The organism is Trichococcus flocculiformis (genome assembly GCF_963662535.1).
In the GTDB taxonomy this organism is placed as follows: Bacteria; Bacillota; Bacilli; order Lactobacillales; family Aerococcaceae; genus Trichococcus; species Trichococcus flocculiformis.
Genome location: NZ_OY759718.1, coordinates 1784935 through 1810784 on the forward strand (window position 1 = coordinate 1784935; position 25850 = coordinate 1810784).

Below are 25850 nucleotides of genomic sequence, written 5' to 3' on the forward strand. Positions count from 1 at the left end.
GATTGTACGCAAAGGAGTTTTTTTATGGAAATGAACCACGAGGATCTGACGGTCCGCGATAAGTTGATTTATCATGCAATGACTGGCGTGTGCACGCCACATTTCATGAAGCATCTCTATTTGTCTTGGATGAGGGATCCGGATTATTCAATAGAAGAGAACATCAAAGGTTATGTTCCGATGGCCAATGAATCAAAACATCAGAAACTAAAGTCAGCCATACAAACAGCCTACAGCAGGATGTCTTATGAGGAATTACTGGAACTTTACCGGAGCAATGATATTCAGATTTTGACCATTCTGGATAATGGTTATCCGGAGGGCTGGTTTAATAGCTATCTGCCTCCAATTGTGGTGTTCTGCGCGGGTAATATCGGTTTATTGGAGCAGCCGTGTTTAAGTGTCGTAGGCAGCCGCAGTCCGTCCGCCTATGGAAAGGCAGTCCTGAATGAAATGATACCGCCGTTGGTTGTGGAGGGCATCACGATGGTGAGCGGGCTCGCCAAGGGAATCGATCAGATGGTTCATGCTTATGCAATCGAAAACGGTGGAGCAACGATCGGGGTCATCGGAACAGGGTTGGATGTCACCTATCCAAGAGAAAATGCTTCCCTTCAGCGGAAAATGATGGCGGAACAGCTTGTCATCAGTGAGTATCCTTTGGGCTCAAAGCCGGAACGCTATCATTTTCCGATGCGAAATCGCTTGATCGCCAATCTCTCATCGGCAACACTGGTGATCGAGGCGACAGAAAAGAGTGGAAGCCTTATAACTGCGAATCTAGCCTTGCAGGAAAATCGAGATGTTTTTGCGGTCCCAGGAAATATTACCAGCCACCTCAGCGTCGGTACCAATCAATTGATAAAGGCCGGTGCTGCTTGCATTTTGAATGCGACTGACGTGCTGGAGGAAATGAGAACGCAGTGGAACTGAAGCATCTTCGAAATAACTTCCATTTGACAAACACCTAGTTTATGGCATAAGATGGGAAACGATTTAAATGACAGAAATATACATACAAAATATTTCGTTGAGAGGAGTCGTTTCTTTGGCTTATAAATATTTAGTCATCGTGGAATCACCTACTAAAGCCAAAACGATAGAAAAGTATCTTGGCAGAAACTATAAAGTGGTAGCGAGCAAAGGCCACTTACGCGATTTACCAAAGAGTCGAATGGCGGTTGATATCGAAAATGACTACCAACCGGACTATATTTCCATCCGTGGTAAAGGCGACCTTATAAAAGAATTGAAAAAATATGGACACAAGGCAGAAAAAATTTACTTGGCTTCCGACCCGGATAGAGAAGGGGAGGCCATCTCATGGCATCTTGCACATTTGTTGGGCTTGGACCCAGCAGACAATATCCGTGTCGTTTATAATGAAGTAACCAAAGATGCAGTTAAAGAAGCACTCAAAAACCCAAGACCGATCAATATGGATCTTGTCTCAGCCCAGCAGGCCCGAAGAATCTTGGATCGTCTGGTAGGGTACTCCATTTCACCCATACTATGGAAGAAAGTCAAAAAAGGTTTGAGTGCCGGACGGGTTCAGTCCGTTGCGCTGAAACTGATCATCAACCGTGAGGAAGAGATTGCCGGTTTCGAGCCTGTGGAGTCTTGGACAATAGACGGCACTTTCCTGAAGGACAAACATGTTTTTCAGGCGGCATTTTACGGGTTGGACGGGAAGAAACTGAAGTTGAAGACAAAAGAGGAAGCGGATGCGGTGCTGGAGAAGATTACATCCAATGTCTTTGAAATCACCGATGTTACGAAGAAACAACAAAAACGTAATCCGGCTCAGCCTTTCACGACTTCCAGCATGCAGCAGGAAGCCGCCAACAAACTGAATTTCCGTACGCGGAAAACGATGATGGTCGCGCAAGAACTTTACGAAGGGATCGCACTCGGCAAAGAGGGTTCAGTTGGACTGATCACCTATATGCGAACGGATTCCACACGTGTTTCAGCCGATTCGATTGAAGAAGCCCATGAATACATAACAGGTACATATGGCCCAGAATATGCCATCGAGAAACAACGTGAGAACAAAAAATCTCAATCGGCGCAGGATGCCCATGAAGCCATCCGTCCTTCAAGTGTTTTGAGGGTTCCAAGCGAAATCGAGCCTTTCTTGACGAAGGATCAGTTCAAATTGTACCAATTGATTTGGGCACGCTTTTTGGCTAGCCAAATGACTCCGGCAATCTTCGATACGATGAAGGTAGATCTCAAGCATGAGGATGTTATGTTCCGCGCGACAGGTTCCAAGGAGAACTTTGCCGGTTACCGCAAAGTCTACGTAGAAGGCAATTCCAAAGAAAAAGATAACCTTCTTCCGGAAATGGCTGTCGGCGATACGGTTTTCTCAAAAGACATCGACCCGAATCAGCATTTCTCACAACCGCCGGCCCGATACTCGGAAGCAACGCTCATCAAAGCTTTGGAAGAGAACGGTGTCGGTAGACCTTCGACCTATGCGCCGACAATCGAAACGATCCAGAAGCGTTATTACGTAAAAGTGACGGCAAAACGTTTCGAACCAACCGAATTGGGTACGATCGTAAACGGTTTGATTTCCACTTATTTCCCGGATATCGTGAATATTTCCTTCACTGCCGGGATGGAACAAGATCTAGACAGTGTCGAAGAGGGGAAAATGGAATGGGTTAAAGTAGTCGATCGTTTTTATAAGCCATTCGCCGAAGAGCTAGCGAAAGCGGAAGTCGAGATCGAAAAAATTGAGATCAAGGACGAGCCTGCTGGATTCGATTGCGAATTATGCGGCCATCCGATGGTCATCAAAATCGGCAGATTCGGAAAATTCTATGCATGCAGCAATTTCCCGGAATGCCGCAACACGAAGCCGATCGTCAAGAAAATCAACGTGACGTGTCCTGTGTGCAAAAAAGGCGAGGTCATCGAGAGGAAATCCAAGAAAAATCGGATATTCTATGGGTGTGATCGTTACCCAGAGTGCGAATTCATCTCCTGGGACAAACCGATTGGCCGTGATTGCCCGAAATGTCAACAGTATCTTGTTGAGAAGAAGGTCAAAGGCGGCATCCAAGTGAAATGCAGTCATTGTGAATACGAGGAAGACATACAGAAATAACGTTATGGAGGCATACTATGACAAGTAAAAGAGTTACCGTGATCGGAGCCGGCTTGGCCGGAAGCGAAGCGGCTTTTCAAATAGCGGAGCAGGGTATCCAAGTCGATCTCTATGAGATGAGGCCGAAAAAGATGACGCCTGCCCACCATACTTCAGGCTTCGCGGAATTGGTCTGTACCAATTCACTGCGGGCGAACCAAGTCACGAACGCCGCCGGATTGATAAAGGAAGAAATGCGTCATCTGAATTCCCTCATCATCCAAGCGGCTGATGCGACCGCGCTTCCTGCGGGCGGCGCTTTGGCGGTCGATCGAGAAAATTTTTCAGCTTATGTTACGAAAGCATTGGAAGAACATCCCAATATCACAATCCATCTGGATGAGCTGACGGAATTGCCTGAAGGGATCACGGTGGTAGCGACTGGCCCTTTGACTTCAGAACCATTAAGCCAATCGATTCAACATTTCATTGAAACGGAAGGATTGTACTTCTATGATGCCGCCGCACCCGTGTTGGAAAAAGACAGCATCAATATGGAGAAGGTTTACTTGAAGTCGCGTTATGACAAAGGTGAAGCCGCCTACCTGAACTGTCCGATGACCAAAGAGGAATTCGAAAACTTCTATCATGAACTGATTACGGCTGAAGTAGCCCCATTGAAAGAATTCGAGGAAGAAAAATATTTCGATGGGTGCATGCCATTCGAAGTGATGGCCTCAAGAGGTGAAAAAACGTTGCTGTTCGGTCCGATGAAACCGGTCGGACTGGAAGATCCGAAGACTGGAAAGATTCCCTATGCGGTTGTGCAGCTGCGTCAGGACAACGCTGCCGGATCCCTATACAATATTGTCGGTTTCCAGACTCACCTGAAATGGGGAGAGCAGAAACGGATCCTGCGAATGATCCCGGGGTTGGAAAATGTTGAGATTGTACGTTACGGAGTCATGCATCGGAATACGTTCCTGAACTCTCCAAAAATTCTGCGCGCCACCTATCAGAGCCAAAAACGCGACGACCTGTTCTTCGCCGGCCAGATGACCGGAGTTGAAGGATATGTCGAGAGTGCGGCAAGCGGGCTGTTGGCTGGCCTCAATGCCGCCAGAATGGCGAGCGGACAGGAATGTGTTGTCTTCCCGAAAGAGACGATGATCGGTGCGATGTCCCACTACATCACAAATACAGACAGCAAACATTTCCAACCGATGAACGCCAACTTCGGCATCATTGAACCTTTAGGCGGCAAGAAAATCCGCGATAAACAGCTCAAAAACCAGATGATAGCCGATAAAGCATTGGCTGCTCTGGACGAATTCGTGCAAACGATTTAAGTTCGCCAACTTACATTGAAATCTCTCCAACATTGTGATAAATTTAGTCATAAGATGTTGGAGGGATTTTTTTGTCTAATCAAGAATTAATCGATCGTTTCATAAAATATTTGGCTATCGAGAGGCGCTATTCCGACGAAACCGTCAAGGCCTATCTGTTTGACCTGAAAAAATTTGAATCCTTTCTTGAGGAAAGTGGAACCAGCAATTTGCTGGCGGTGAAATTGTATGATGTCCGACTGTATTTGAGTTTTTTGGACGAACAAAAACTGAGTCGGAATACGATTTCGCGCACATTGTCCAGCTTGAGGGGATTCTATCACTTCCTGATCCGCAATGACCTTCTTGATGAAAACCCTTTATCCTATATCTCATTCAAGAAAAAGCAATTGCGTTTGCCGCAGTACTTATACGAAGAAGAGTTGGAAAAACTATTGCGCGCAGCCGAAGGGACGGAAATGCTCGACTATCGGAACCGAGCGCTGGTGGAATTGTTTTATGCGACCGGAATCCGTGTCAGCGAGTGCAAGAACATCAAGTTACAGGATGTTTCCTTCGAATTGGGTGTCATTTTAATTTTCGGAAAAGGAAACAAAGAACGTTATGTGCCCTTCGGCCATTATGCCGCCGCTGCCATTCAGGAATATCTGGAAATGACCCGGACAGAATTGATGGCTAAACACCAACGCAATCACGATTATCTCTTTGTGAGCCGCTTGGGTGATCCGCTCACGGCAGGCGGTATTGAATACATATTAAAACAGATCATGAAAAAAACCGGATTGACCGGTACCTTGCATCCGCATATGCTGCGGCATACGTTTGCGACCGATATGTTGAACAACGGAGCAGATATGCGGACAGTCCAGGAACTTTTAGGACATGCTAGCCTGTCTTCCACGCAAATATACACTCATGTAACGAAAGATGCCCTCCAAAGGAATTACAACAAATTCCATCCACGGGCGAAACGGGACAGCAAAAAACAGGGGGAATAACAAATGACAACAATCTGCGCAGTGCACCACAACGGACGTTCAGCCATGGCGGGTGATGGCCAGGTAACGATGGGGGAATCCGTCATCATGAAAGGGACCGCAAAAAAAATCAGACGCATCTATCATGATGAAGTCATCGTCGGTTTCGCAGGCGGCGTAGCGGATGCGTTCACCCTTGAGGACAAATTTGAAGAGAAACTGAATCAGTACAAAGGAAACTTTCTGCGCGCCTCCATTGAGGTGGCTAAAGAATGGCGGGGAGATCGCGCTCTTCAGAAACTGGAGGCGTTGTTGATCGTCATGAACAAGGAACAGATGCTGCTTGTTTCCGGAAGTGGGGAAGTCATCGAACCGGATGATGGCATCCTGACGATCGGATCGGGCGGAAATTATGCCTTGGCTGCAGCAAGAGCGCTGAAAAGAAGAGGCTCCGATCTTTCCGCTAAGGAAATCGCCTACGAAAGCCTCAAAATCGCCTCAGAAATCTGCGTATTTACTAACGACAACATCATTGTTGAAGAATTTTAGATAGGTGGCTAATATAATGAAGGAACAGCACAACAGAACACCCAGAGAAATCGTCAAGGAGCTCGATCGTTATATCATCGGCCAGGATGCCGCAAAAAAAGCAATCGCTGTCGCTTTGCGGAATCGCTACCGGAGACAAAAATTGGATGCCGATATGCAAAAAGAAGTGACGCCGAAAAATATTCTGATGATCGGGCCGACCGGGGTAGGAAAGACCGAGCTGGCGAGACGCTTGGCCTTATTGGTCGAAGCACCCTTCGTCAAGGTCGAGGCCACTAAATTCACAGAGGTCGGCTATGTCGGCCGCGACGTTGAGTCGATGGTCCGGGACCTGATGGAGAACGCCATTCAGATTGTCGAAAAGCAGAAGCGTAGCGATGTCTATGCGAAAGCCTATGAGGCTGCTTTAGAAAGGCTCTCAAAGGTAATGAGGCCGGGTACCAAGAAAGCTAAGCCCAAACAGGAAGGTATGAATGACTGGCAAAATATGTTCAAGAATCTAGGGATGCCTCTGCCGGAAAGTCAGGAAGAAGAAGTTGAAGAAGTGACCGCCGAAATCGCCAAGAGCAGAGCGGAAATCATTGAACAATTGCGTAAAGGACTTCTGAATAAGCGTGAAGTCTCCATAAAAGTGGAGGAAAAACAAGCAAATCCCTTAGGTGGCGGCGGAAACAACGAACAAATGATGATGCTTCAGTCGGCATTCGAATCCATGACGCCGAAAAAGAAAATCCAGCGGACACTTTTGGTCGAAGATGCTATCGAGGTACTTGTGCAGGAAGAAACCGACAAACTGGTCAACAAGGATGATATTTCGCAGGAAGCTTTGAAGTTGGCCGAAACCAACGGCATCATTTTCATCGATGAAATCGATAAGATCACTTCCAAATCACAAAATTCAGGTGAAGTGTCGCGGGAAGGTGTGCAACGGGATATCCTTCCGATTGTCGAAGGAAGCCAGGTTTCCACCAAGTATGGGACACTCCAAACAGATCACATCCTCTTCATCGCATCCGGCGCGTTCCATGTTTCCAAGCCAAGCGATCTCATCCCGGAACTGCAAGGTCGTTTCCCGATCCGCGTAGAATTAAATGACCTTACGGAAGATGATTTCGTCAGAATCCTTACCGAACCCAATAATGCGATGCTAAAGCAGTACACTGCGTTGTTGGCAACTGAAGACGTCGATATCACTTTCACCCAGGAAGCTATCCGGAAGATGGCTGCCATCGCGACTGAGGTTAACCAGGAAACCGATAACATCGGAGCTAGACGGCTGCATACGATCATGGAAAAATTATTGGAGGATTTGTTGTTCGAAGCTTCCGAAATACCTGGTACAGAAATTACCATAACAGAACATTATGTCGATGAAAAGCTTGAGAAAATTGTAGAAAATAAAGATTTAAGAAGATATATCCTTTAAGCATAAATAATCCCCTTCAGGATAGATAAACCTTGTGGATATTTTCTGATGGATGATCGTATGGGGGGAAACATGGACGAATTATTAGAAAAGTTGAGAAGGATCAACCACATGCTTCAAAAAGAGGGTGGGTTTGTCACTAACAGTGGCGAAGCGACAGCATTGCCTTTTACGGAAATGGCAAGCGTACTTGGTGATATTTTAAGAGCCAACACGTATCTGATCGATCTATCCGGAAATCTATTGGGCTACAGCGAGGCGACCGATATCAACAATACCCGCATCAAACAAATGCTGGAGGATAAGAAATTTCCGGAACAGTATGCCCAAAATCTCTCTGCTTTATTTCAAACGACCGCGAATATCGGCATTGAATCTGATTTCACTGCCTTTCCGATTGAGAGTAGAGACTTGTTTATTACAGGTGTCACAACAATCGTTCCGATTTTTGCTTCCGGCAAGCGTTTGGGGAGTTTGATTTTGGCACGTATGTTTCCGGCTTTTGACAGCAGCGACTTGATTCTTGCCGAACACGGGGCCACCGTAATCGGTATTGAGTTGCTGCATAGCATCAATTTGCGTACGGAAGAGGCAACAAGAGTGACGACACTGATCCAAATTGCAATAAAATCCTTGTCTTTCAGCGAACTGGAAGCAGTCAAAGCTATTTTTGAGAGTTTTCCATCCTTAGAGGAACGCATCACCGCATCGAAAATTGCGGAAGAAAAAAATATAACGCGCTCCGTGATTGTGAATGCTTTAAGGAAGCTGGAATCAGCCGGCATTCTCGAGACGAGATCGCTCGGCATGAAGGGGACATTCATCAGAGTCGTTTCCCCAGAATTGCTTGATGCTTTAAAAAAGGCTTTGAATCAAAGAAATGATCAGTAATCAAATTGGTGTAAAGCCAAACTAGGGGGAAATGTCATGGAGTTTGTAATCGAAAATGAGCACCTTATAGTAACCGTAAAAGATAAAGGTGCAGAAGTATCCAGTGTAATCGCAAAGAAAACTGGTATCGAATATATTTGGCAAGCTGATGAGAAAGTTTGGAACAGACATGCCCCTGTCCTATTTCCTTTCGTAGGACGCCTGAAGGAGGACTCCTTCCGATATAAAGGTAACACTTATCCAATGGGACAACACGGTTTTGCCCGCGACTCGAAATTTTCAGTGCATGAGCGTCTGACTGACAGCATTACGTTCATTCTTGCGCCGAACGGTCACTTCAAAGATGTTTATCCATTTTTGTTTGAATTGCAGTTGACTTATCAATTGTTCGAGAACCAGTTGTCCGTCATTTACAAGGTGAAGAATCTTGATGAAAATACGATGTATTATTCGATTGGGGGGCATCCAGGCTTTAACGTTCCGTTGACGGAGGGTGAGGCATTCGAAGATTATTACGTCAAGATGACTCCTGAAACTTCCCGAGAGCGCTTATTGCTGGAAGGGCCGTATCTAGCCGCAGACAAAGCACTTGAAGTGGAGCAGAACAATTTCCCGCTGCAAAGAGAACTATTCTTGAATGATGCCATTATTTTGAAAACACCGGAACCGACGACGGTGACGTTGGCATCTAAAAAAGGCGAGCACGGAGTTACAATGTCCTATGAAGATTTTGACTACTTAGGTATTTGGACGAAGCCGCAGCAAGACGCAACTTACGTCTGTTTGGAACCTTGGTGCGGATTGGCTGACAGGTCGGATTCGGATGGGGTGTTGGAACGGAAAACAGCCATCCAATCACTTGAACCAGGAAATAAACGTTATTATGTCCACAGGATCGCGTTCTTCTAGATCGTTGCCTAGTTACACTAAAAAGGCAGGACCGTAAATCAGCAATGATTTACGGTCCTGCCTTATTCTTTTATTCTTTGACGCTCTTTGATTTGTAGCCGAAAGGTACTTTGCTTTCTGTCCCATTCTTGATCCGGTAAATGTTGGAACGGTGACGATAGATGATGAAAACCGTCAAAAGGATCGTCACAATCGTCAACGGCCAATCCTTAAAAAAGAAGGAAAGGAAAATTGCCGTAAAACAGACTAATATGCTGGATAAGCTGACCATTCTGGAAAAATAAAGATAGATGACGAAAGCGATGATGGCTTCTGTAAAAAAAAGGGGGTTATAAGCCAAAATGATGCCGCCGCTTGTAGCGACTGCCTTGCCACCTTTGAATCCCGCAAAAAGGGGATAGGTATGCCCTAATGCTGCCACAACACCGGCCAGTAAAGGGTGAATTTCAGCCCCTAACCATATCGGCAGTAAAGTTGCCGCCGAACCTTTCAGCATGTCCATGATCAAGACGATTGTACCAGCTTTTTTCCCTAAAACGCGGAAGGTATTCGTCGTCCCGCTGTTCCCGCTGCCGTATGTGCGGATGTCTGTATGATAAAAATATTTTCCAATCCAAATGCCTGAAGGGATGGAACCCAAAAGATAGGCCAGGACGATGACAACTGCTGTCATTCTCACTTCACTCCTAATTTAAAACTCCAATATAAAACAATTCCAGTTCATTTTACCATTTAATCCACATTTTTCCTATAGGAGTCAGAATTCTGTCTTATTTTTAATACTTTTCAAAGTGAAAATTATACAGTATGATAGAATAGATGTTCGGTTCAGAACAGAGATGAAGGAGTTTTTTTATGGCACAAAATAATGAGAATAAATACAATGACGACTCCATCCAAGTGTTGGAAGGACTTGAAGCAGTCAGGAAACGGCCAGGTATGTATATCGGTTCGACCGACGCACGTGGACTGCATCATTTAGTATATGAAATAGTCGACAATGCAGTTGACGAGGCTTTATCGGGGTTTGCCGATAAAATCGATATCACGATCCACGAAGACCAAAGCATTAGTGTCAAAGATAATGGCCGCGGCATGCCGACTGGGTTACACGCTTCAGGTGTACCAACCATCCAAGTCATTTTCACAGTGTTGCATGCTGGTGGCAAATTCGGTCAAGGAGGCTACAAAACTTCAGGAGGCCTCCATGGTGTGGGTGCAAGTGTCGTCAATGCCCTGTCCGAGTGGTTGGAAGTGTCCGTCATCCGAGAGAGCACAGTCTATACGATGAAATTCAAGGATGGCGGGAAACCTGCCAGTAAATTGACTAAGGCAAAAAGTGCCGCAAAAGGTTCAGGCTCTTCGATTCACTTTTTGCCCGACAAGGAAGTTTTCGGAACAGCGCAGTTATCCTATGAGGTTTTGGCGGAGCGGTTCAGGGAATCAGCCTTTTTATTGAAAGGGTTGACCATCACGCTGAAAGATGAACGGACGGAACAAAGCGATACTTTTTACTTCGAAGAAGGAATCAAGGAATTCGTTGCTTACTTAAATGAAGAAAAAGATACACTGCATGATGTCGTGTATTTCAGTGGAGAAGCAGATGGGATTGAAATTGAATTTTCCTTCCAGTATAACGATGGTTATTCGGAGACGATTTTGTCTTTCGTCAACAACGTCCGCACTAAGGATGGCGGCACCCACGAAACCGGTGCGAAGACAGCCATCACCAAAGCCTTCAACGAATACGCCCGGAAAATGAACCTGATCAAAGAGAAGGAGAAGAATCTCGAAGGCAGTGATGTCCGTGAAGGTCTTTCGGCAGTGTTGTCCTTGCGCGTTCCAGAGAATCTGCTGCAATTCGAAGGCCAAACGAAAGAAAAATTAGGCACACCACAAGCGCGGGCCGCCGTTGATGGCCTCATCAGCGAAAAATTGAGCATCTATCTGACCGAGAATGGCGAAACGGCCCAAATGCTTGCCAGGAAATCCCTCAAAGCCAGAGAGGCCAGAAATGCAGCGCGAAAAGCCCGTGAAGAGACGCGAAATGGCAAAAAACGCCAAAAAAAACGAATCGCTGTTGTCCGGCAAGTTGACACCTGCGCAAAGCAAAAATCCGAAAAAGAACGAACTATACCTAGTCGAGGGTGATTCCGCCGGCGGATCCGCCAAACAAGGACGCGACCGCAAGTTCCAGGCGATTCTCCCGCTGCGTGGGAAAGTCATCAATACTGAACGCGCGAGCATGCAGGATATACTGAAGAACGAGGAAATCAACACGATCATCTACACAGTAGGCGCGGGCGTCGGGGCGGATTTTGATATCGAGGATTGCAATTATGACAAAATTATCATTATGACAGATGCGGACACGGATGGTGCACACATTCAGATCCTGTTGCTGACTTTCTTCTATCGATACATGAAACCGCTGCTGGAAGCTGGGAAAATTTATCTGGCGCAACCGCCCCTCTATAAAATATCCAAGGGTTTCGGCAAAAACGAAAAAATCGAATACGCATGGACCGAAAAGGAGCTGCAGGAAAAGATCGACATCATCGGTAAGGGCTACATCTTGCAACGCTATAAAGGACTGGGAGAAATGAACGCGGATCAGCTATGGGATACTACAATGGACCCAGAAACCAGAACGTTGATCCGGGTTCTCATCGACGACAAGGCCCAAGCCGAGCGCCGTGTCACGACACTGATGGGGAACAAAGTCGAACCGCGAAGAAAATGGATCGAGAAGCATGTCGAATTTTCGATGGCCGATGATAAGAGCATTTTGGAGCAAGATCTTGCACCGACTTCCGATAGCGGACAGACGCAGCTTCAAGATAAGGTTAAAAAAGCGTCTTCTGGTCAACAGACCGCTCACGACATGGAGCAGATTTCGTTAGATTTTGAAAGTGGTGAACAATAGTGGATAATCTGGAAATTAAAGAGCTGATGCTTGAAAACGTAATGGGAGATCGTTTCGGACGCTATTCGAAGTACATCATCCAAGATCGGGCTTTGCCTGATATCCGCGATGGACTGAAACCTGTCCAAAGACGGATTCTTTATGCGATGGATGTTGCCGGGAACACTTCGGAAAAAGGCTTCCGAAAATCAGCTAAAACTGTCGGGAATGTCATCGGTAATTACCATCCCCATGGCGATTCCAGTGTCTATGAAGCGATGGTACGTTTGAGTCAGGATTGGAAGATGCGAGAAGTATTGGTCGAAATGCACGGCAATAACGGAAGCATGGATGGCGATTCAGCTGCAGCGATGCGGTATACCGAAGCACGTCTTTCGAAAATTTCTGCAGAATTGCTACGCGATATCGATAAAGAAACAGTAGACTTTGTACTGAACTTCGACGATACCGATCAGGAACCTACCGTGTTGCCTGCCAGATACCCGAATCTCTTGGTGAACGGCGCTACCGGCATTTCCGCAGGGTATGCAACCGATATCCCGCCGCATAATTTAGGTGAAGTCATCGATGCAACTTTGCACCTGATCGATCATCCTGATGCGGAGCTCAAAGCGCTTATGAAATATGTTAAAGGACCTGACTTCCCTACCGGAGCAATCATTCAGGGGTTGGAAGGCTTGCAGGATGCATACAGAACCGGAAAAGGTAAAGTTGTTGTCCGTTCGCGCACGTCCATAGAGAGCATTCGTGGCGGCAAACAGCAAATCGTCATTTCGGAGATTCCTTATGACGTCAATAAAGCGACGCTTGTGAAGAGGATGGATGAAATCCGCATTAACCGTAAAATTGAAGGAATCGCTGAAGTGCGGGATGAATCGGATCGCTCGGGACTCCAGATTGTCGTTGAACTGAAAAAAGAGGCAAATGCAGAGGGGATTCTCAATTATCTGCTCAAAAATACGGATCTGCAAGTGAACTATAATTTCAATATGGTCGCAATCGATGAACGTCGTCCGATGCAGGTCGGGTTGCACCAAATACTGAAAGCCTATATCCGTCATCAGAAAGTCGTCATCACCCGCAGGACGAATTATAACCTGAAGAAGGCAGAGACGCGCCTGCACATTGTGGATGCATTAATCAGAGTGATTTCGATCCTTGATGAAGTCATTCAATTGATCCGTGACAGCAAAGACAAAAAGGACTCGAAACAGAATCTGATGAGGCAATATGCTTTTTCGGAAGCGCAAGCGGAAGCTATCGTTTCGTTACAACTGTACCGGTTATCCAACACGGATATCACTGCCCTGCAAAACGAAAAGTTGGAACTGAATGAGCAGATTGCGACGTACCTTGAAATTCTGAAGCAAGAAAAAACATTGTACGCTGTGATGAAAAATGAGCTTGCCACGGTCAAAAAGCAATACGCTAACCCTCGCAGGACTACAATCCAGCATGAGATCGAGGAAATCAAAATCGATACGGAAGTGTTGGTGCCGATAGAAGAAGTCATTGTCGTAATCACTAAAGAAGGCTATTACAAGCGTACCAGCCTGCGTTCTTTTGGAGCGTCGACAATCGAAGAAATCGGCTTGCGCGAAGGAGATAAGCCGCTATTTGTCGGGAAAGCTTCGACCCTGGATGCCATCGTGATGTTCACCAACAAGGGGGACTATCTTCATTTCCCGGTACATGAGTTGCCTGAGTTGAAATGGAAAGATACGGGCCATCATATCTCGCAAAACATTCCCTTCGCTTCGGAGGAGAAAATCATCAGTGTGGAAATGATTCCGAATAACGGTGAACCAACCGGTACCCTTCTTTTTGTATCAAAAGAAGGGTACATCAAACAGACACTGATGAGCGATTTCCGGACTTTCCGTGGTTACAGGAATAAAAAGGCAGTCGCCATGAAGATGAAGAGCGAGACAGATACGATCGTTTCAATCCAACGTCTGGAGGATAAGCAAAATTACGAGGTTCTGTTGGTGACGCATTTCGGATTTAGTTTGCGATACGCCGTCAGCGAGGTTGGCATCATCGGAACGCGCGCCAGCGGAGTTAAGTCCATTAACCTGAAAGAAGGAGATTTTGTAGTAGGGGGAGCCGCATTTAAAGAAGGTGATGATGAGTTCCCGATTCTTGTGCTTACACAAAGAGGGAACATCAAAAAATTCAAATCCGGAGAAGTTCCGATTTTGGGTCGTGCAAAACGAGGGCTGATGCTTCTGAAGGAGCTGAAGGCCAAGCCGCACCGGATCATTTTTATGGATTGCAATCTGTCCATCCCTAATCATTATGCAATCCGAACGAGCAACGGCAAGACTATTATGGTGGAAAGCAAAGAAACGCCATTCAGTCCGAGATATTCCAACGGCAGCTTCGCAATCAACGAAAAGACCGATGGCGAAGTATCGGATATCGAAAAAGAGTTTGATTTTTCACAAATTAGAATTTCTTAATTTTCTGTTATAAACAAAATATCAAAACGGAAACTGTGTAATAGTACAGTTTCCGTTTTTTTATGAAACAGATTTTTGGTCAAAATAAAGGTTTCACTAACTAATCAGAAGCTTTAATCGTAAACCTTCTTTTGGAAATCCCTACATAACAAGGTTTAAAAATATTTATTTCAAATAATATAAAAAGTTCGGAAAAAAGATTGATAGTTGTTGCACTTTTATCTGTACGTGTTATAATGTTCGTGTAGAAACCTGTTACACATATCACAATGTGAGGGCACTTTATAGGAGGAACATATAATGGAACAATGGCAAGGTTTTAAAGGTAAAACTTGGAAAGAAGAAGTCGACGTAAGAGACTTCATCATCAACAACTTCTCTGAATATACAGGCGACGAAAGTTTCTTGGCTGGTCCTACTGAAACCACTACTCAATTATGGGATCAAGTAATGGATCTTACAAAACAAGAAAGAGAAGCTGGCGGCGTATTGGATATGGATACAAAAGTTGTCTCATCCATCACATCACATGCAGCGGGTTACTTGAATAAAGAAAAAGAGCAAATTGTTGGTTTCCAGACTGAAAAACCACTTAAACGCAGCTTGATGCCTTTCGGCGGTATCCGTATGAGCGAACAGGCTTGTGAAGAAGCTGGCTACAAAGTTGATCCAGAAGTTTCAATGATCTTCCGTGATTACAGAAAAACACATAACCAAGGCGTATTTGACGCGTACACTCCAGAAATGCGCGCAGCAAGAACAACCGGCGTCATCACAGGCTTGCCGGATGCTTATGGCCGCGGACGCATCATCGGCGATTACCGTCGTGTTGCTTTGTATGGCGTGGACTACCTGATGCAAGACAAACTGAAAGAATTCGCTAAGATCGGCGACGGCACAATGACTGAAGAAATCATCCGTTTGAGAGAAGAATTCAGCGAACAATACCGCGCTTTGAAAGAATTGAAAGAATTGGGAAACATCTATGGATTTGATATTTCCAAACCAGCCACAAACGCTAAAGAAGCTTTCCAATGGTTATACTTCGGTTACTTGGCAGCTGTTAAACAACAAAACGGTGCTGCAATGTCATTAGGCCGTACTTCCACTTTCTTGGATATCTATATCCAACGCGATTTGGAAAACGGAACATTGACTGAAGAAGAAGCACAAGAAATCGTTGACCACTTCGTAATGAAATTACGTATGATCAAATTTGCACGTACGCCAGAATATCAAGAATTGTACTCAGGGGATCCTCAATGGGTTACTGAAGCAATCGCAGGTATGGCACATGACGGACGCTCAATGGTTACAAAATCAAGCTTCCGTTTCTTGAACACATTGACTAACTTGGGAGCTGCTCCAGAACCTAACTTGACAGTCCTTTGGTCAACTAAATTGCCTGAAAGATTCAAGAAATACTGTGCTAAAATGTCTATCGAAACAAGCGCAATCCAATACGAAAATGATGACATGATGAGCCTTGAATGGGGCGACGACTACGGCATCGCATGCTGCGTTTCCGCGATGAGAATCGGGAAACAAATGCAATTCTTCGGAGCGCGTGCTAACTTGGCCAAAACATTGCTTTACGCTATCAACGGTGGGGTTGACGAAACGAAGAAAAAACAAGTCGGACCTAAATTGCAACCAATCACTTCAGAGTACCTTGATTACGATGAAGTTGCCGAGAAATTCGATGTTATGATGGACTGGATCGTAGCTTTGTATGTGAATACATTGAACGTTATCCACTATATGCACGATAAATATTCTTACGAATCATTAGAAATGGCGTTACATGATACAAACGTTGTCCGCACATTGGCGACTGGTGTCGCTGGTTTCTCAGTGACGATCGATTCACTTTCAGCTATTAAATACGCGAAAGTTAAACCTATCCGCGACGAAAATGGCATTGCGATTGACTTCGAAATCGAAGGCGACTTCCCTAAATACGGTAACAATGATGATCGCGCTGACCAAATCGGTATCGACTTGTTGAAACAATACATGGGCAAAGTTAAGAAACATCAAACATACCGCAACTCAATCCCGACAACTTCTATCCTTACGATCACTTCAAACGTGGTATATGGTAAGAAAACTGGTAGCACGCCAGACGGACGTAAAGCCGGCGAACCATTCGCACCTGGTGCTAACCCAATGCACGGAAGAGATACACACGGCGCTTTGGCAAGCTTGTCTTCAGTTGCTAAGATCCCTTACAAATATTCATTGGACGGTATCTCCAATACATTCTCGATCATCCCTAAAGCATTAGGACGCGAAGAGGAAGTACAAAAAGACAACCTTGCAACAATGTTGGATGGATACATCGCTAAAGGTGGCCATCACTTGAACGTCAACGTATTCAACCGTGAAACATTGCTTGATGCAATGGATCATCCTGAAAACTATCCGCAATTGACGATCCGTGTTTCCGGATACGCTGTTAACTTCATCAAGTTGACTCGTGAACAACAAATGGACGTAATCAACCGTACAATGCACGAAATGATGTAATTTGTTTCACCCTGCATATTAATCGTATAAAATTAAACGGATGGATCATTTGATTCATCCGTTTTCTATCAAAGGGAGCGAAAAATCGCTCTTTTTGATAGGAAATATTCCTTATAAAAGATACAATGAGGTTAAGAAATAAATGATAGAGGAGTTTTCGAAATGACTGAACCTTTAAAAGGATTTGTGCATTCAACAGAGAGTTTCGGTTCCGTTGATGGACCCGGAATCCGTTTTATTATATTTATGCAAGGCTGCCGCATGCGTTGCCAATTCTGCCACAACCCGGACACATGGAACATCGGTGGCGGCAATGAAATGACAAGTGATGAGTTGCTCGATATGGCTCTGCAATACAAGCCATTCTGGGGGCAAAAAGGCGGCATTACCGTCAGCGGAGGCGAACCGTTGCTGCAGATCGACTTCTTGATTGAATTATTCACGAAAGCCAAAGCGCAAGGTGTACATACAACACTGGATACTTGTGGCTTGCCGTTCACTTATGATGAACCATTCTTCAGCCAATTCAATAAATTATTGGCTGTGACGGATTTGATTCTGCTGGACATCAAACACATCGATAGTCAGAAACACAAAGAACTGACAATGTGGCCGAATGAAAGCATTATCGAACTGGCAAAATATTTGTCGGAAATCAACAAACCGATTTGGGTCCGTCATGTTCTGGTTCCGGAACGTACCGATTACGATGAATTTTTGATCCGTTTGGATGCTTTTCTGAAAACATTGAAAAACATCGTCAAAGTAGAGGTTCTGCCTTACCATAAAATGGGCATCTATAAGTGGCAAACATTGGGCATCCCTTATCAGTTGGAGGGAATCGATCCGCCAACCGCAGAACGAGTCGAGAATGCAAGAAAACTGTTGCATACGGAAGATTACAAAGGTTATTTGGATCTGTAAAATAATACTATTTTTTCAAGGGAGAAAAGAGAATTGCCATTGCTCTTTTCTTCCTTTTTTATTATGATAAATTAAGATAATGGAAGAGAGAGTGAATTAAATGAACAAACTATTAGTTTTTGGACACCAGAATCCGGATACGGATGCGATTACATCCGCTATCGCATACGCCTACTATCTGAATCACAATGGAACCGAGGCAGAAGCTGTGGCTCTAGGTCTGCCAAGCGAAGAAACAATCTATGCGCTGAATCAATTCAAGATAGACGCCCCACGTGTCATCGAGACTGCTGCAAACGAAACGGATACGGTCGCTTTGGTCGATCATAACGAAGCGCAGCAAAGCGTCAGTGACATCAAGGATGTTGAAGTCTATGCCGTAGTGGATCACCACCGCATCGCGAACTTCGAAACAGCCAACCCGTTGTATTACCGTGCAGAGCCTGTCGGTTGCACAAATACAATCCTGTATAAAATGTTCCAGGAAAAGAATATCGCGATCCCAGCCGATATCGCTGGCTTGATGCTTTCTGCCATCATTTCCGATACGCTATTGTTCAAATCTCCGACTTGCACGCCGGAAGATGAAGCAGCGGCAGCAGCCTTGACTGAAATCGCCGGTGTCTCTTTGCAGGAATATGGCTTGGCGATGCTGAAAGCCGGAACGAATTTGGACGACAAGTCGATCGCAGAATTGTTGACTTTGGACGCAAAATCATTCCCGATGGGCGCTAAAAACGTGCGCATCGCACAGGTTAACACGGTCGACGTCCAAGATGTGCTGAACCGAAAAGATGAGTTGGTCGCTGCCATGGAAACAGAAAACGCTGTTCAAGGTTACGACGTCTTCTTGTTGGTGGTGACAAACATCATCGACAGCGATTCAGCCTTATTGGCTGTAGGCTCGCATTTGGACACAGTCGCGTCAGCATTCGGTGTCTCATTGATCGATAACGTTGCGCTGCTTCCAGGAGTTGTTTCACGCAAAAAACAAGTAGTGCCACCATTAACGGAAGCATTCTCAAAATAATCACTGCAAAAGGGCGGAGTTGCAACTCAGATAATCTGATATGCAACTTCGCTTTTTTAAACATATAGGAATTTATAAATTTTTTTCAACTCAGAAGTGCATCGCCGTACGTGTTTCACAAGTTTGAAAAATGTTTCATGCATCTAAAATGATGTCCAGCTTCACGGGTTAGCCCTTCGGAAATTAGATAAATCTGTCCTATTGCGCTCTTCGATGCTCATTCGGACAGATTTCCTAAATTTCTTTCAGGGCTGAACAAACCCGTTCAGCTTTTCTTGTTAAAAAAGGGGGTTGAGGACGTGAAAATTGGCGTATTATCGGATTTGCATATCGATTCGAACGCAAAAAGGCTGGCGCCGGGTCAAACCTATGATCATCTCTTGGCGGAATTGCTCTATAATCAAGAAATCGACCTGCTTTTGTTGGCTGGTGATGTGTCTTCTGATTACCATGATACCTTCGCTTTCCTCGATCGTATGCGTGATCACAACGTTTCGAAAATCCAATTCGTGCCCGGAAACCATGATTTCTGGTCCATCCGCAATCACGAAGAGGATACGGATCGCATCTATCAGTTGTTCAAGCAGCGGGATGAGAATCCTGTCGGAAATCCGTTTCTTATCGGGGATGAATGGGCAGTAGTGGGGAACCCAGGCTGGTATGATTATGGCTTCGCCAGTGATAGCTATACGATAGAAGAATTTTCAAGAAAAAAACTAAAAGTCGGCGGTTGGAATGACCGCCGTTATGTGCATTGGGAAAAAGATGATCGTACTGTTGCTGCAGAGATGCTGGCTGAACTGGAAAATGACCTGAAAAGAGTCAGCAACCGGAAAATAATCATGCAGACACATGTTGTAACACATCCGCAGTTCGTTATCCCGCTTCCGCATAAGGTCTATGATTACTACAACGCTTTCCTGGGCAGCAAAAGCTATATGCAAGTCTATGATCGCTATCCGATTGCTTACAGTGTCATGGGCCATGTCCATTTCCGTAAAATGTTCCACGAGAACGATACTACCTTCTATTGCGCCTGTCTCGGCAGTTCGCGACACTGGTACACGGAAGATCCTTATATCGAAATGGCTTATACTATGGAGGAAATCGTCGTTGACTTGTAGTTTTCCGCTCTTTCTCGGTGGGCATTTTTTTTCTGACCGACTAAGACCGTCCCGAAAGGGTTATTGCTTTCATTTTGATCAAAATACGTTATGCTATTCCTATAGAATACAACACTTAGATTATGGTGGGTAAGAGGTGGTTTTCAATGAGAGCGTTCAACTTATCGGATAAAGGGGTATATTCACAAACAAAGAATTGGAAATCGGCTGAATGGATACATGTGGAGAATCCGGACAGTGATGACGTCGCGGATTTGATGAGTACTTTTGGCATCCCGATGGATTATATCCTGGATTCATTGGATGAATATGAAATACCCCGGCAAGAGAGAGTCAACAATGGGTCCGGGGATTCGATCAATCTGCTTATCGTCCTTTTCCCTAAAATGCGGTCGGTTCAGGAAAAATTTACGGAATATCATACATATCCTTTGTCGATCATCACGGTCAATGACACATTGATCACAATCTGCAAAGAGACGCCTTCTTTTTTGACACGCATCATGAAGAATGAGTCTTTCAAAAATGAACCGGCGACAACTCAGCAGCATATCATCCTGTATATTTTGTGGGAACTGACCAAAAGTTTTGTCCACCATCTGAGAGAAATTGACGGTACAATCGAAGATCTGCAAATAAAAATCACCAGTGCGACCCACAATGAACATTTCTATAATTTGATTGCCCTTCACAAAAGCTTGGTTTATTTTGAAACGTCAATCAACAAAAATCATCCCTTGATTACGAAATCCATTCAGAATGCTTCCTTAGGCGACGATTTGCAAAGTCAGGAATTATTGCGTGATATCATCGATATCTCCAGCCAGGCAGAGGTGATGGTCACAGAATCAAGTAAGATGATCGATCAGCTGAGTGAAGTTTTTTCGAGCGTAATCGCGAACAATCTGAATAACATCATGAAAGTTTTGACTTCGATCACCATTGTCCTGACGATTCCGACTATCATAGCCGGTTTCTGGGGCATGAATGTTGATTTGCCTTTTGAAAATCATCCTTGGGCGTTTGGTATCACTAGCTTGCTTACGATTTTCATCTGCTTTTTAACCGTCTACTGGTTGAAGAAGAAAGACTATTTTTGACAGGAAAAGCAATCAATCTTGGCTAGTATACTAGGTATGGGTGGTGATGCAACATGGTCGAGGACTTCCAGAGTTGGTTGGATAGCAATGATTTAGAAAAACTCTTCAGTGATAAAAGGGATAAAGAAACAATCGACAAGGAAATGTTTCTTTTCGTCCGATCAAATGATTTTGACAACTACTTTTCTTATGACGGCGAATTGGGTGCGCTATACGAAAAAGAGGGTACTTTGCTGAGGGTATGGACCCCTACGGCAAAATCTGTGGAGGTATGGATTTATGCTGACGATTCCTTCAAGGGCCCTTCAACGAAAATAGAGATGGTGCAGAAGCCGAAAGGGATATTTGAAGTATATCTGCCCGGTGATCAACACGGAACCATTTATGTATATAAGATTTTGTTCTTGAATAACCGCGAGACCATCAGTGTAGATCCCTATGCTCGGGCAACGATGGTAAACGGGATGAAATCGGTCATCGCAGACTTGAATAGGACGAATCCTGACGGTTGGGGAGAACGGCTGCCTGCTTTTGGGTTACCGGAAGAGGCGATCATTTATGAACTGCACATCCGGGATTTTTCCATATCCGAAACGAGTGGTATAGTGAACAAAGGGAAATTCCTGGGGCTTACCGAGAAAAACACCCAGAATGCTAGTGGCAGAAAAACTGGTTTGGATTACCTGATCGATTTGGGCATCACTCATATCCAGATTCTGCCGATGTTCGATTATGCCACAGTCGATGAGGCGAATCTGACGGAGCCGCAATACAATTGGGGCTACGATCCGCTGAACTATAATGTGCCGGAAGGCTCCTACTCAACGGATCCCTTCGATCCGTTCAATAGGATTTTCGAATTGAAGCAGATGATCCGGACATTGCATGAGAACGGGTTGCGGGTAATTATGGACGTCGTCTACAATCACGTCTATGACCCAAAGGATCAAGCTTTGGAAAGGACGGTACCGGGATATTTTTACCGTTACAATGCAGATGGGTCGTTGGCGAATGGGACTGGAGTCGGGAATGACACGGCTTCGGAAAGGCATATGATGCGGAAATACATCATTGACAGTGTCAAATATTGGGCTAAAGAATACCATCTTGATGGCTTCCGCTTCGATTTGATGGGAATCCATGACTCGGTCACGATGAATGCAATCCGGGAAGCGTTGGATAAAATCGATCCATCCATCATCATCATCGGTGAGGGATGGGAAATGAGCACGCCGCTCCCGGAGGACTTAAAAGCTTCCCAGAGGAATGCGCAAGCGATGCCCAGAATTGCCCACTTCAACGATTCGATCAGGATAGCGTTAAAAGGCAGTGATTTTGGAGATGAAAAGGACAGGGGCTTCATCAGCGGCAAAAATTATTTGGAAGATTTGTTGCTCCGGAATATAAAGGGAGCCATGCATTTATCCAGCCACAGCAGTTATGTCGATCCGGAACAAGTTATCCAGTATGTGGAAGCTCATGATAACTTGACGCTTTACGATAAATTATTGCGGTCCAATCCGGATGACAGTGAAGAGGTGCGTATCAAAAGGCATACTTTGGCAACGAGCATCGTCCTGCTGTCGCAAGGTGTTCCTTTTATCCACGGCGGACAGGAATTTTTGAGGACAAAAGCCGGAGTAGCCAATAGCTACCAATCTCCCGACGAAATCAATCAATTTGAATGGGAGCGGGTGACGACGTACCAGGAATCAGTAGCCTACGTCAAAGGGTTGATTGCCTTGCGCAAGAGTGAATATCTTTTCCGCCTGCATACCCACGAAGAAATTGACGCCCATTTCACGATGCTCAGCGAAAATTTCAACATTATAGCCTTTTCCTTAACAAACTCTGAAAAAAAATATATCGTCATTTTCAACGGAAATCGAAGCGATGTCATCTTCAGGATACAAAAGGGGAAATATGCTATCCTTGTTGAAGACAATCAAGTCTTTTTGGAGTCAATGCCAGAAGCTGTCCTCATGGAAAAAATTCTTGTCAAAGCCCATACAACTTCCGTTTTATGCGCAGATAATCAGTATGAAGGCAATCTTCAGTCATAAGATTCGATGGATTTCCTGTGAGAACGATTAAATGCACCTTTATCATGCGAATATATCAATATTAATATAATAAATCATTGTTTGTTAATAAACATATGTTTGTTGCTGGTATTTGCCGATTTAACAGCGTTTGGTTTCGCTTTCGCTATTTTTTGGATGTTCTGACATTCTATGTCAGGTTCTCAATATATAACTAATATAATAATATGTTGCATATATAAAGACAAATATGAATATATTAATCTAATTTTAATCAATTTATTAAATTTCCAAACTTGATTTTAATAACAGTCACAACTATAATTAAGCTTACTATAGAAATTATAGAAACAGAGGGAATGGGGGAAAAGAAATATGGGCAACAAGAAACTATCATCTTTAGTGTTATTATCTTTAAGCTCCGCACTTGTATTGGCTGCATGCGGCGGAGAGGGAAGCACGGCTGATTCATCCGGGTCTGCAGGTGCAACAGACAGCGATCAGGTGTTAAATCTGGTTGAAAGCGCTGAAATCCCTACAATGGATTCTGTACAAGCTACAGATACAGTTGCGTTTACTGCTTTAAGCAACGTAAATGAAGGACTGTATCGTCAAGGCTTGGATGGAACGGTTGAATTAGGTATCGCAGCAGAAGATCCTACAGTCAGCGAAGATGGTTTGGTCTACACTTTCACTATCCGTGATGAAGCGAACTGGTCAAACGGCGAGCCTGTAACGGCAGAAGATTTTGTTTATTCATGGCGTAAATTGGTGGATCCTGCAGAGGCTGCTTCATATTCTTACATGATGGCAGGTGTCATCGCCAACGCAACTGAAATTATTGATGGTGCCGTTGCGCCTGAAGAATTGGGCGTCAAAGCGATCGACGAAAAAACGCTGGAAATCACATTGACATCTCCAGTGCCATACTTCAAAGATCTTCTGACATTGGCTATGTTCTTCCCTCAAAATCAAGCATTTGTTGAAGAACAAGGCGACCAATACGCATTAAGCAGCGATGCTTTATTGTATAACGGACCATTCGTGTTAGCTAACTGGGATGCAGCGAGCTTATCATGGACGTACGAACCAAATGCAGAGTACTGGGATAAAGATGCTGTAAAATTACAAGCAATCAACGTAGAAGTCATCAAAGAGACTTCCACTGCCTTGAATCTGTATGATACAGACGCAATCGACCGCATGATCTTGACTGGTGAGTACGTAGCACAAAGAGCCGGCGATGCTGAAGTCCACACAATGCCGACTTCTTCTGTATTCTACTTGAAGTTCAACCAACAAAGAGAAGGCACACCATTGCAAAATGCCAACATCCGTAAAGCTTTAGCTATGGCTTTCGACAAACAAGCGTACGCTGATGTGGTATTGCAGAACGGTTCCATCCCTGCAAACGGATTGGTTCCTGAAAAACTTGCTTTGGATCCTTCAACTGGCGAAGACTACCGTAAACAAAATGGCGATCTTCTGACATTCAATGCTGAAGAAGCTAAAACATACTTCGAAAAAGGCTTGGCTGAGTTGGGTGTTGAATCCATCACTTTGGAATTGTTGAGCGATGACACAGAAAATGCGAAACGGTCTTCTGAGTTCCTGCAAAGCCAACTACAGACAAACCTTCCTGGGTTGACTGTTACCTTGCGTAATGTACCTTTCAAAGTCCGTCTTGAAGCTGATACATCCGGCGAATACGATATCGAATTAGCTGGATGGGGAGCTGACTATGCTGACCCGATCAACTTCCTGGAATTGTTCCAGACAGAAAACGGCAACAACAAATCCGGTTACTCCAACGCTGAATACGATGCTTTGATCGATGAAGCACGCACAAACGTGACTGACCTTGATGCAAGATGGGCTAGCCTGCTTGCAGCTGAAAAGATCTTGATGGAAGATGCGGGTATCGCTCCTCTGTATCAACGTTCTTATGCAGTTCTACAAAAACCGTATGTCACAGATTTGGGTGAGCACTTAGTCGGTGCTGACTACTCATACAAATGGGCTTCAAATTCTGGCACTCAGAACGTGGATTAATTAAGGCAATAAAAAATCCATCTGGCAGACATTCATGCCAGATGGATGTTTTATTTATAAAATATAATCCCAGAGACAGATGATGCTGATCGCCAACAACAACAGACCGATAGTCAGGACATTTTGATAACTTTTCCCGACAGAAGATGATAGAGCTTGCGGATTCAATGGTTCCCTGAAGCCATCCTCCTTTGGTTCTCTTCTGAGCGTTTTTCTGACGCTGTAGTGAAAGAAATCGAAACTTCCGGAAGCCAACACAAGTCCGGATAAACCGATGATCAACAAAAGCCCCGCTATCATAAACAGGATGTTGGATGTTCCGGTCCAGCTTAAGGATCCGTATTTAATCAGTTGATAAACCAGTGCACATATAAAAATGAATAATGAGACAAGTGCGTTTTTTTTTGTGAAGTTCACTTATTTTGGCTCCTTTTTGTTTTCTCAATTTTAAATGTACAAAAAA

Annotated in this window: 18 protein-coding genes and 1 pseudogene; 17 read left to right on the forward strand and 2 right to left on the reverse strand. The window is 44.6% G+C overall.

Annotated elements, in window-relative coordinates; genetic code table 11:
* The first annotated feature begins 24 nt into the window (after positions 1–24).
* The 8 genes from dprA (at position 25) to ACKPCD_RS08585 (ending at position 9198) form a co-directional block, all read left to right on the forward strand.
* The gene (gene dprA, locus ACKPCD_RS08550) at positions 25–933 is read left to right on the forward strand and encodes a DNA-processing protein DprA (protein WP_321432949.1); all 909 of its coding nucleotides are present in this window, start codon (positions 25–27) and stop codon (positions 931–933) included.
* Between the two features lie 115 nt (positions 934–1048).
* Positions 1049–3118 carry a type I DNA topoisomerase gene (gene topA, locus ACKPCD_RS08555; RefSeq protein WP_321432950.1) on the forward strand — a complete coding sequence of 690 codons (2070 nt, stop codon included), beginning with the start codon at positions 1049–1051 and terminating at the stop codon, positions 3116–3118.
* A gap of 17 nt (positions 3119–3135) precedes the next feature.
* A complete protein-coding gene (gene trmFO / locus ACKPCD_RS08560; protein ID WP_068560727.1) occupies positions 3136–4446 on the forward strand; it encodes a methylenetetrahydrofolate--tRNA-(uracil(54)-C(5))-methyltransferase (FADH(2)-oxidizing) TrmFO in 1311 nt (436 codons plus the stop codon).
* A gap of 71 nt (positions 4447–4517) precedes the next feature.
* Entirely contained in the window at positions 4518–5444 is a 927-nt protein-coding gene (gene xerC, locus ACKPCD_RS08565; protein ID WP_068560729.1) for a tyrosine recombinase XerC, read from the forward strand.
* Positions 5445–5447: 3 nt separating this feature from the next.
* Positions 5448–5972 (forward strand): HslVU peptidase proteolytic subunit, encoded by a 525-nt coding sequence (gene hslV / locus ACKPCD_RS08570; RefSeq protein WP_321432951.1) that lies wholly within the window; start codon positions 5448–5450, stop codon positions 5970–5972.
* Between the two features lie 16 nt (positions 5973–5988).
* The gene (hslU, locus tag ACKPCD_RS08575) at positions 5989–7398 is read left to right on the forward strand and encodes an ATP-dependent protease ATPase subunit HslU (protein WP_086989108.1); all 1410 of its coding nucleotides are present in this window, start codon (positions 5989–5991) and stop codon (positions 7396–7398) included.
* A gap of 72 nt (positions 7399–7470) precedes the next feature.
* Entirely contained in the window at positions 7471–8289 is an 819-nt protein-coding gene (gene codY, locus ACKPCD_RS08580) for a GTP-sensing pleiotropic transcriptional regulator CodY (protein WP_086989109.1), read from the forward strand.
* 36 nt (positions 8290–8325) lie between these two features.
* Complete coding sequence (locus tag ACKPCD_RS08585) at positions 8326–9198, forward strand: aldose 1-epimerase family protein (protein ID WP_276644960.1); 873 nt, start codon at positions 8326–8328, stop codon at positions 9196–9198.
* Positions 9199–9268: 70 nt separating this feature from the next.
* Here the strand turns inward: ACKPCD_RS08585 and plsY are convergent, their stop codons facing one another.
* On the reverse strand, positions 9269–9871 hold the full coding sequence (gene plsY / locus ACKPCD_RS08590) for a glycerol-3-phosphate 1-O-acyltransferase PlsY (RefSeq protein ID WP_086989111.1): 603 nt from the start codon (positions 9869–9871) through the stop codon (positions 9269–9271).
* 182 nt (positions 9872–10053) lie between these two features.
* Here plsY and parE point away from each other — a divergent pair.
* From parE to ACKPCD_RS08635, 9 genes and pseudogenes are all read left to right on the forward strand, one after another.
* A pseudogene (gene parE, locus ACKPCD_RS08595) lies at positions 10054–12124 on the forward strand (DNA topoisomerase IV subunit B).
* Between the two features lie 26 nt (positions 12125–12150).
* Complete coding sequence (parC, locus tag ACKPCD_RS08600) at positions 12151–14586, forward strand: DNA topoisomerase IV subunit A (protein ID WP_321434552.1); 2436 nt, start codon at positions 12151–12153, stop codon at positions 14584–14586.
* A 300-nt stretch (positions 14587–14886) separates the two neighbouring features.
* Positions 14887–17115: a formate C-acetyltransferase gene (pflB, locus tag ACKPCD_RS08605; protein WP_321432952.1), complete on the forward strand. Its 2229-nt coding sequence runs from the start codon at positions 14887–14889 to the stop codon at positions 17113–17115.
* 162 nt (positions 17116–17277) lie between these two features.
* Positions 17278–18039, forward strand: coding sequence for a pyruvate formate-lyase-activating protein (gene pflA, locus ACKPCD_RS08610; RefSeq protein ID WP_321432953.1), 762 nt, complete (start codon positions 17278–17280; stop codon positions 18037–18039).
* Between the two features lie 100 nt (positions 18040–18139).
* The gene (locus tag ACKPCD_RS08615; RefSeq protein WP_276644968.1) at positions 18140–19069 is read left to right on the forward strand and encodes a manganese-dependent inorganic pyrophosphatase; all 930 of its coding nucleotides are present in this window, start codon (positions 18140–18142) and stop codon (positions 19067–19069) included.
* Positions 19070–19368: 299 nt separating this feature from the next.
* On the forward strand, positions 19369–20193 hold the full coding sequence (locus ACKPCD_RS08620; RefSeq protein ID WP_321432954.1) for a putative phosphoesterase: 825 nt from the start codon (positions 19369–19371) through the stop codon (positions 20191–20193).
* 146 nt (positions 20194–20339) lie between these two features.
* Positions 20340–21293 (forward strand): magnesium transporter CorA family protein, encoded by a 954-nt coding sequence (locus ACKPCD_RS08625; RefSeq protein ID WP_086989117.1) that lies wholly within the window; start codon positions 20340–20342, stop codon positions 21291–21293.
* Positions 21294–21346: 53 nt separating this feature from the next.
* Positions 21347–23356, forward strand: coding sequence for a type I pullulanase (gene pulA / locus ACKPCD_RS08630; RefSeq protein ID WP_321432955.1), 2010 nt, complete (start codon positions 21347–21349; stop codon positions 23354–23356).
* A 354-nt stretch (positions 23357–23710) separates the two neighbouring features.
* Complete coding sequence (locus tag ACKPCD_RS08635; protein WP_086627989.1) at positions 23711–25387, forward strand: peptide ABC transporter substrate-binding protein; 1677 nt, start codon at positions 23711–23713, stop codon at positions 25385–25387.
* A gap of 54 nt (positions 25388–25441) precedes the next feature.
* Here the strand turns inward: ACKPCD_RS08635 and ACKPCD_RS08640 are convergent, their stop codons facing one another.
* Positions 25442–25804 (reverse strand): DUF3899 domain-containing protein, encoded by a 363-nt coding sequence (locus ACKPCD_RS08640; protein ID WP_321432956.1) that lies wholly within the window; start codon positions 25802–25804, stop codon positions 25442–25444.
* Positions 25805–25850 lie beyond the last annotated feature (46 nt).

What these genes read in the sequence shown, in the direction of transcription:
- trmFO (WP_068560727.1), top strand. Translation starts at nt 3,136, where the DNA reads ATGACAAGTAAAAGAGTTACCGTGATCGGAGCCGGCTTGGCCGGAAGC.
- codY (WP_086989109.1), top strand. Translation starts at nt 7,471, where the DNA reads ATGGACGAATTATTAGAAAAGTTGAGAAGGATCAACCACATGCTTCAA.
- plsY (WP_086989111.1), bottom strand. Translation starts at nt 9,871, where the DNA reads ATGACAGCAGTTGTCATCGTCCTGGCCTATCTTTTGGGTTCCATCCCT.
- ACKPCD_RS08625 (WP_086989117.1), top strand. Translation starts at nt 20,340, where the DNA reads ATGAGAGCGTTCAACTTATCGGATAAAGGGGTATATTCACAAACAAAG.
- hslU (WP_086989108.1), top strand. Translation starts at nt 5,989, where the DNA reads ATGAAGGAACAGCACAACAGAACACCCAGAGAAATCGTCAAGGAGCTC.
- ACKPCD_RS08585 (WP_276644960.1), top strand. Translation starts at nt 8,326, where the DNA reads ATGGAGTTTGTAATCGAAAATGAGCACCTTATAGTAACCGTAAAAGAT.
- pflB (WP_321432952.1), top strand. Translation starts at nt 14,887, where the DNA reads ATGGAACAATGGCAAGGTTTTAAAGGTAAAACTTGGAAAGAAGAAGTC.
- ACKPCD_RS08635 (WP_086627989.1), top strand. Translation starts at nt 23,711, where the DNA reads ATGGGCAACAAGAAACTATCATCTTTAGTGTTATTATCTTTAAGCTCC.
- pulA (WP_321432955.1), top strand. Translation starts at nt 21,347, where the DNA reads ATGGTCGAGGACTTCCAGAGTTGGTTGGATAGCAATGATTTAGAAAAA.
- hslV (WP_321432951.1), top strand. Translation starts at nt 5,448, where the DNA reads ATGACAACAATCTGCGCAGTGCACCACAACGGACGTTCAGCCATGGCG.
- parC (WP_321434552.1), top strand. Translation starts at nt 12,151, where the DNA reads ATGCTTGAAAACGTAATGGGAGATCGTTTCGGACGCTATTCGAAGTAC.
- ACKPCD_RS08615 (WP_276644968.1), top strand. Translation starts at nt 18,140, where the DNA reads ATGAACAAACTATTAGTTTTTGGACACCAGAATCCGGATACGGATGCG.
- pflA (WP_321432953.1), top strand. Translation starts at nt 17,278, where the DNA reads ATGACTGAACCTTTAAAAGGATTTGTGCATTCAACAGAGAGTTTCGGT.
- dprA (WP_321432949.1), top strand. Translation starts at nt 25, where the DNA reads ATGGAAATGAACCACGAGGATCTGACGGTCCGCGATAAGTTGATTTAT.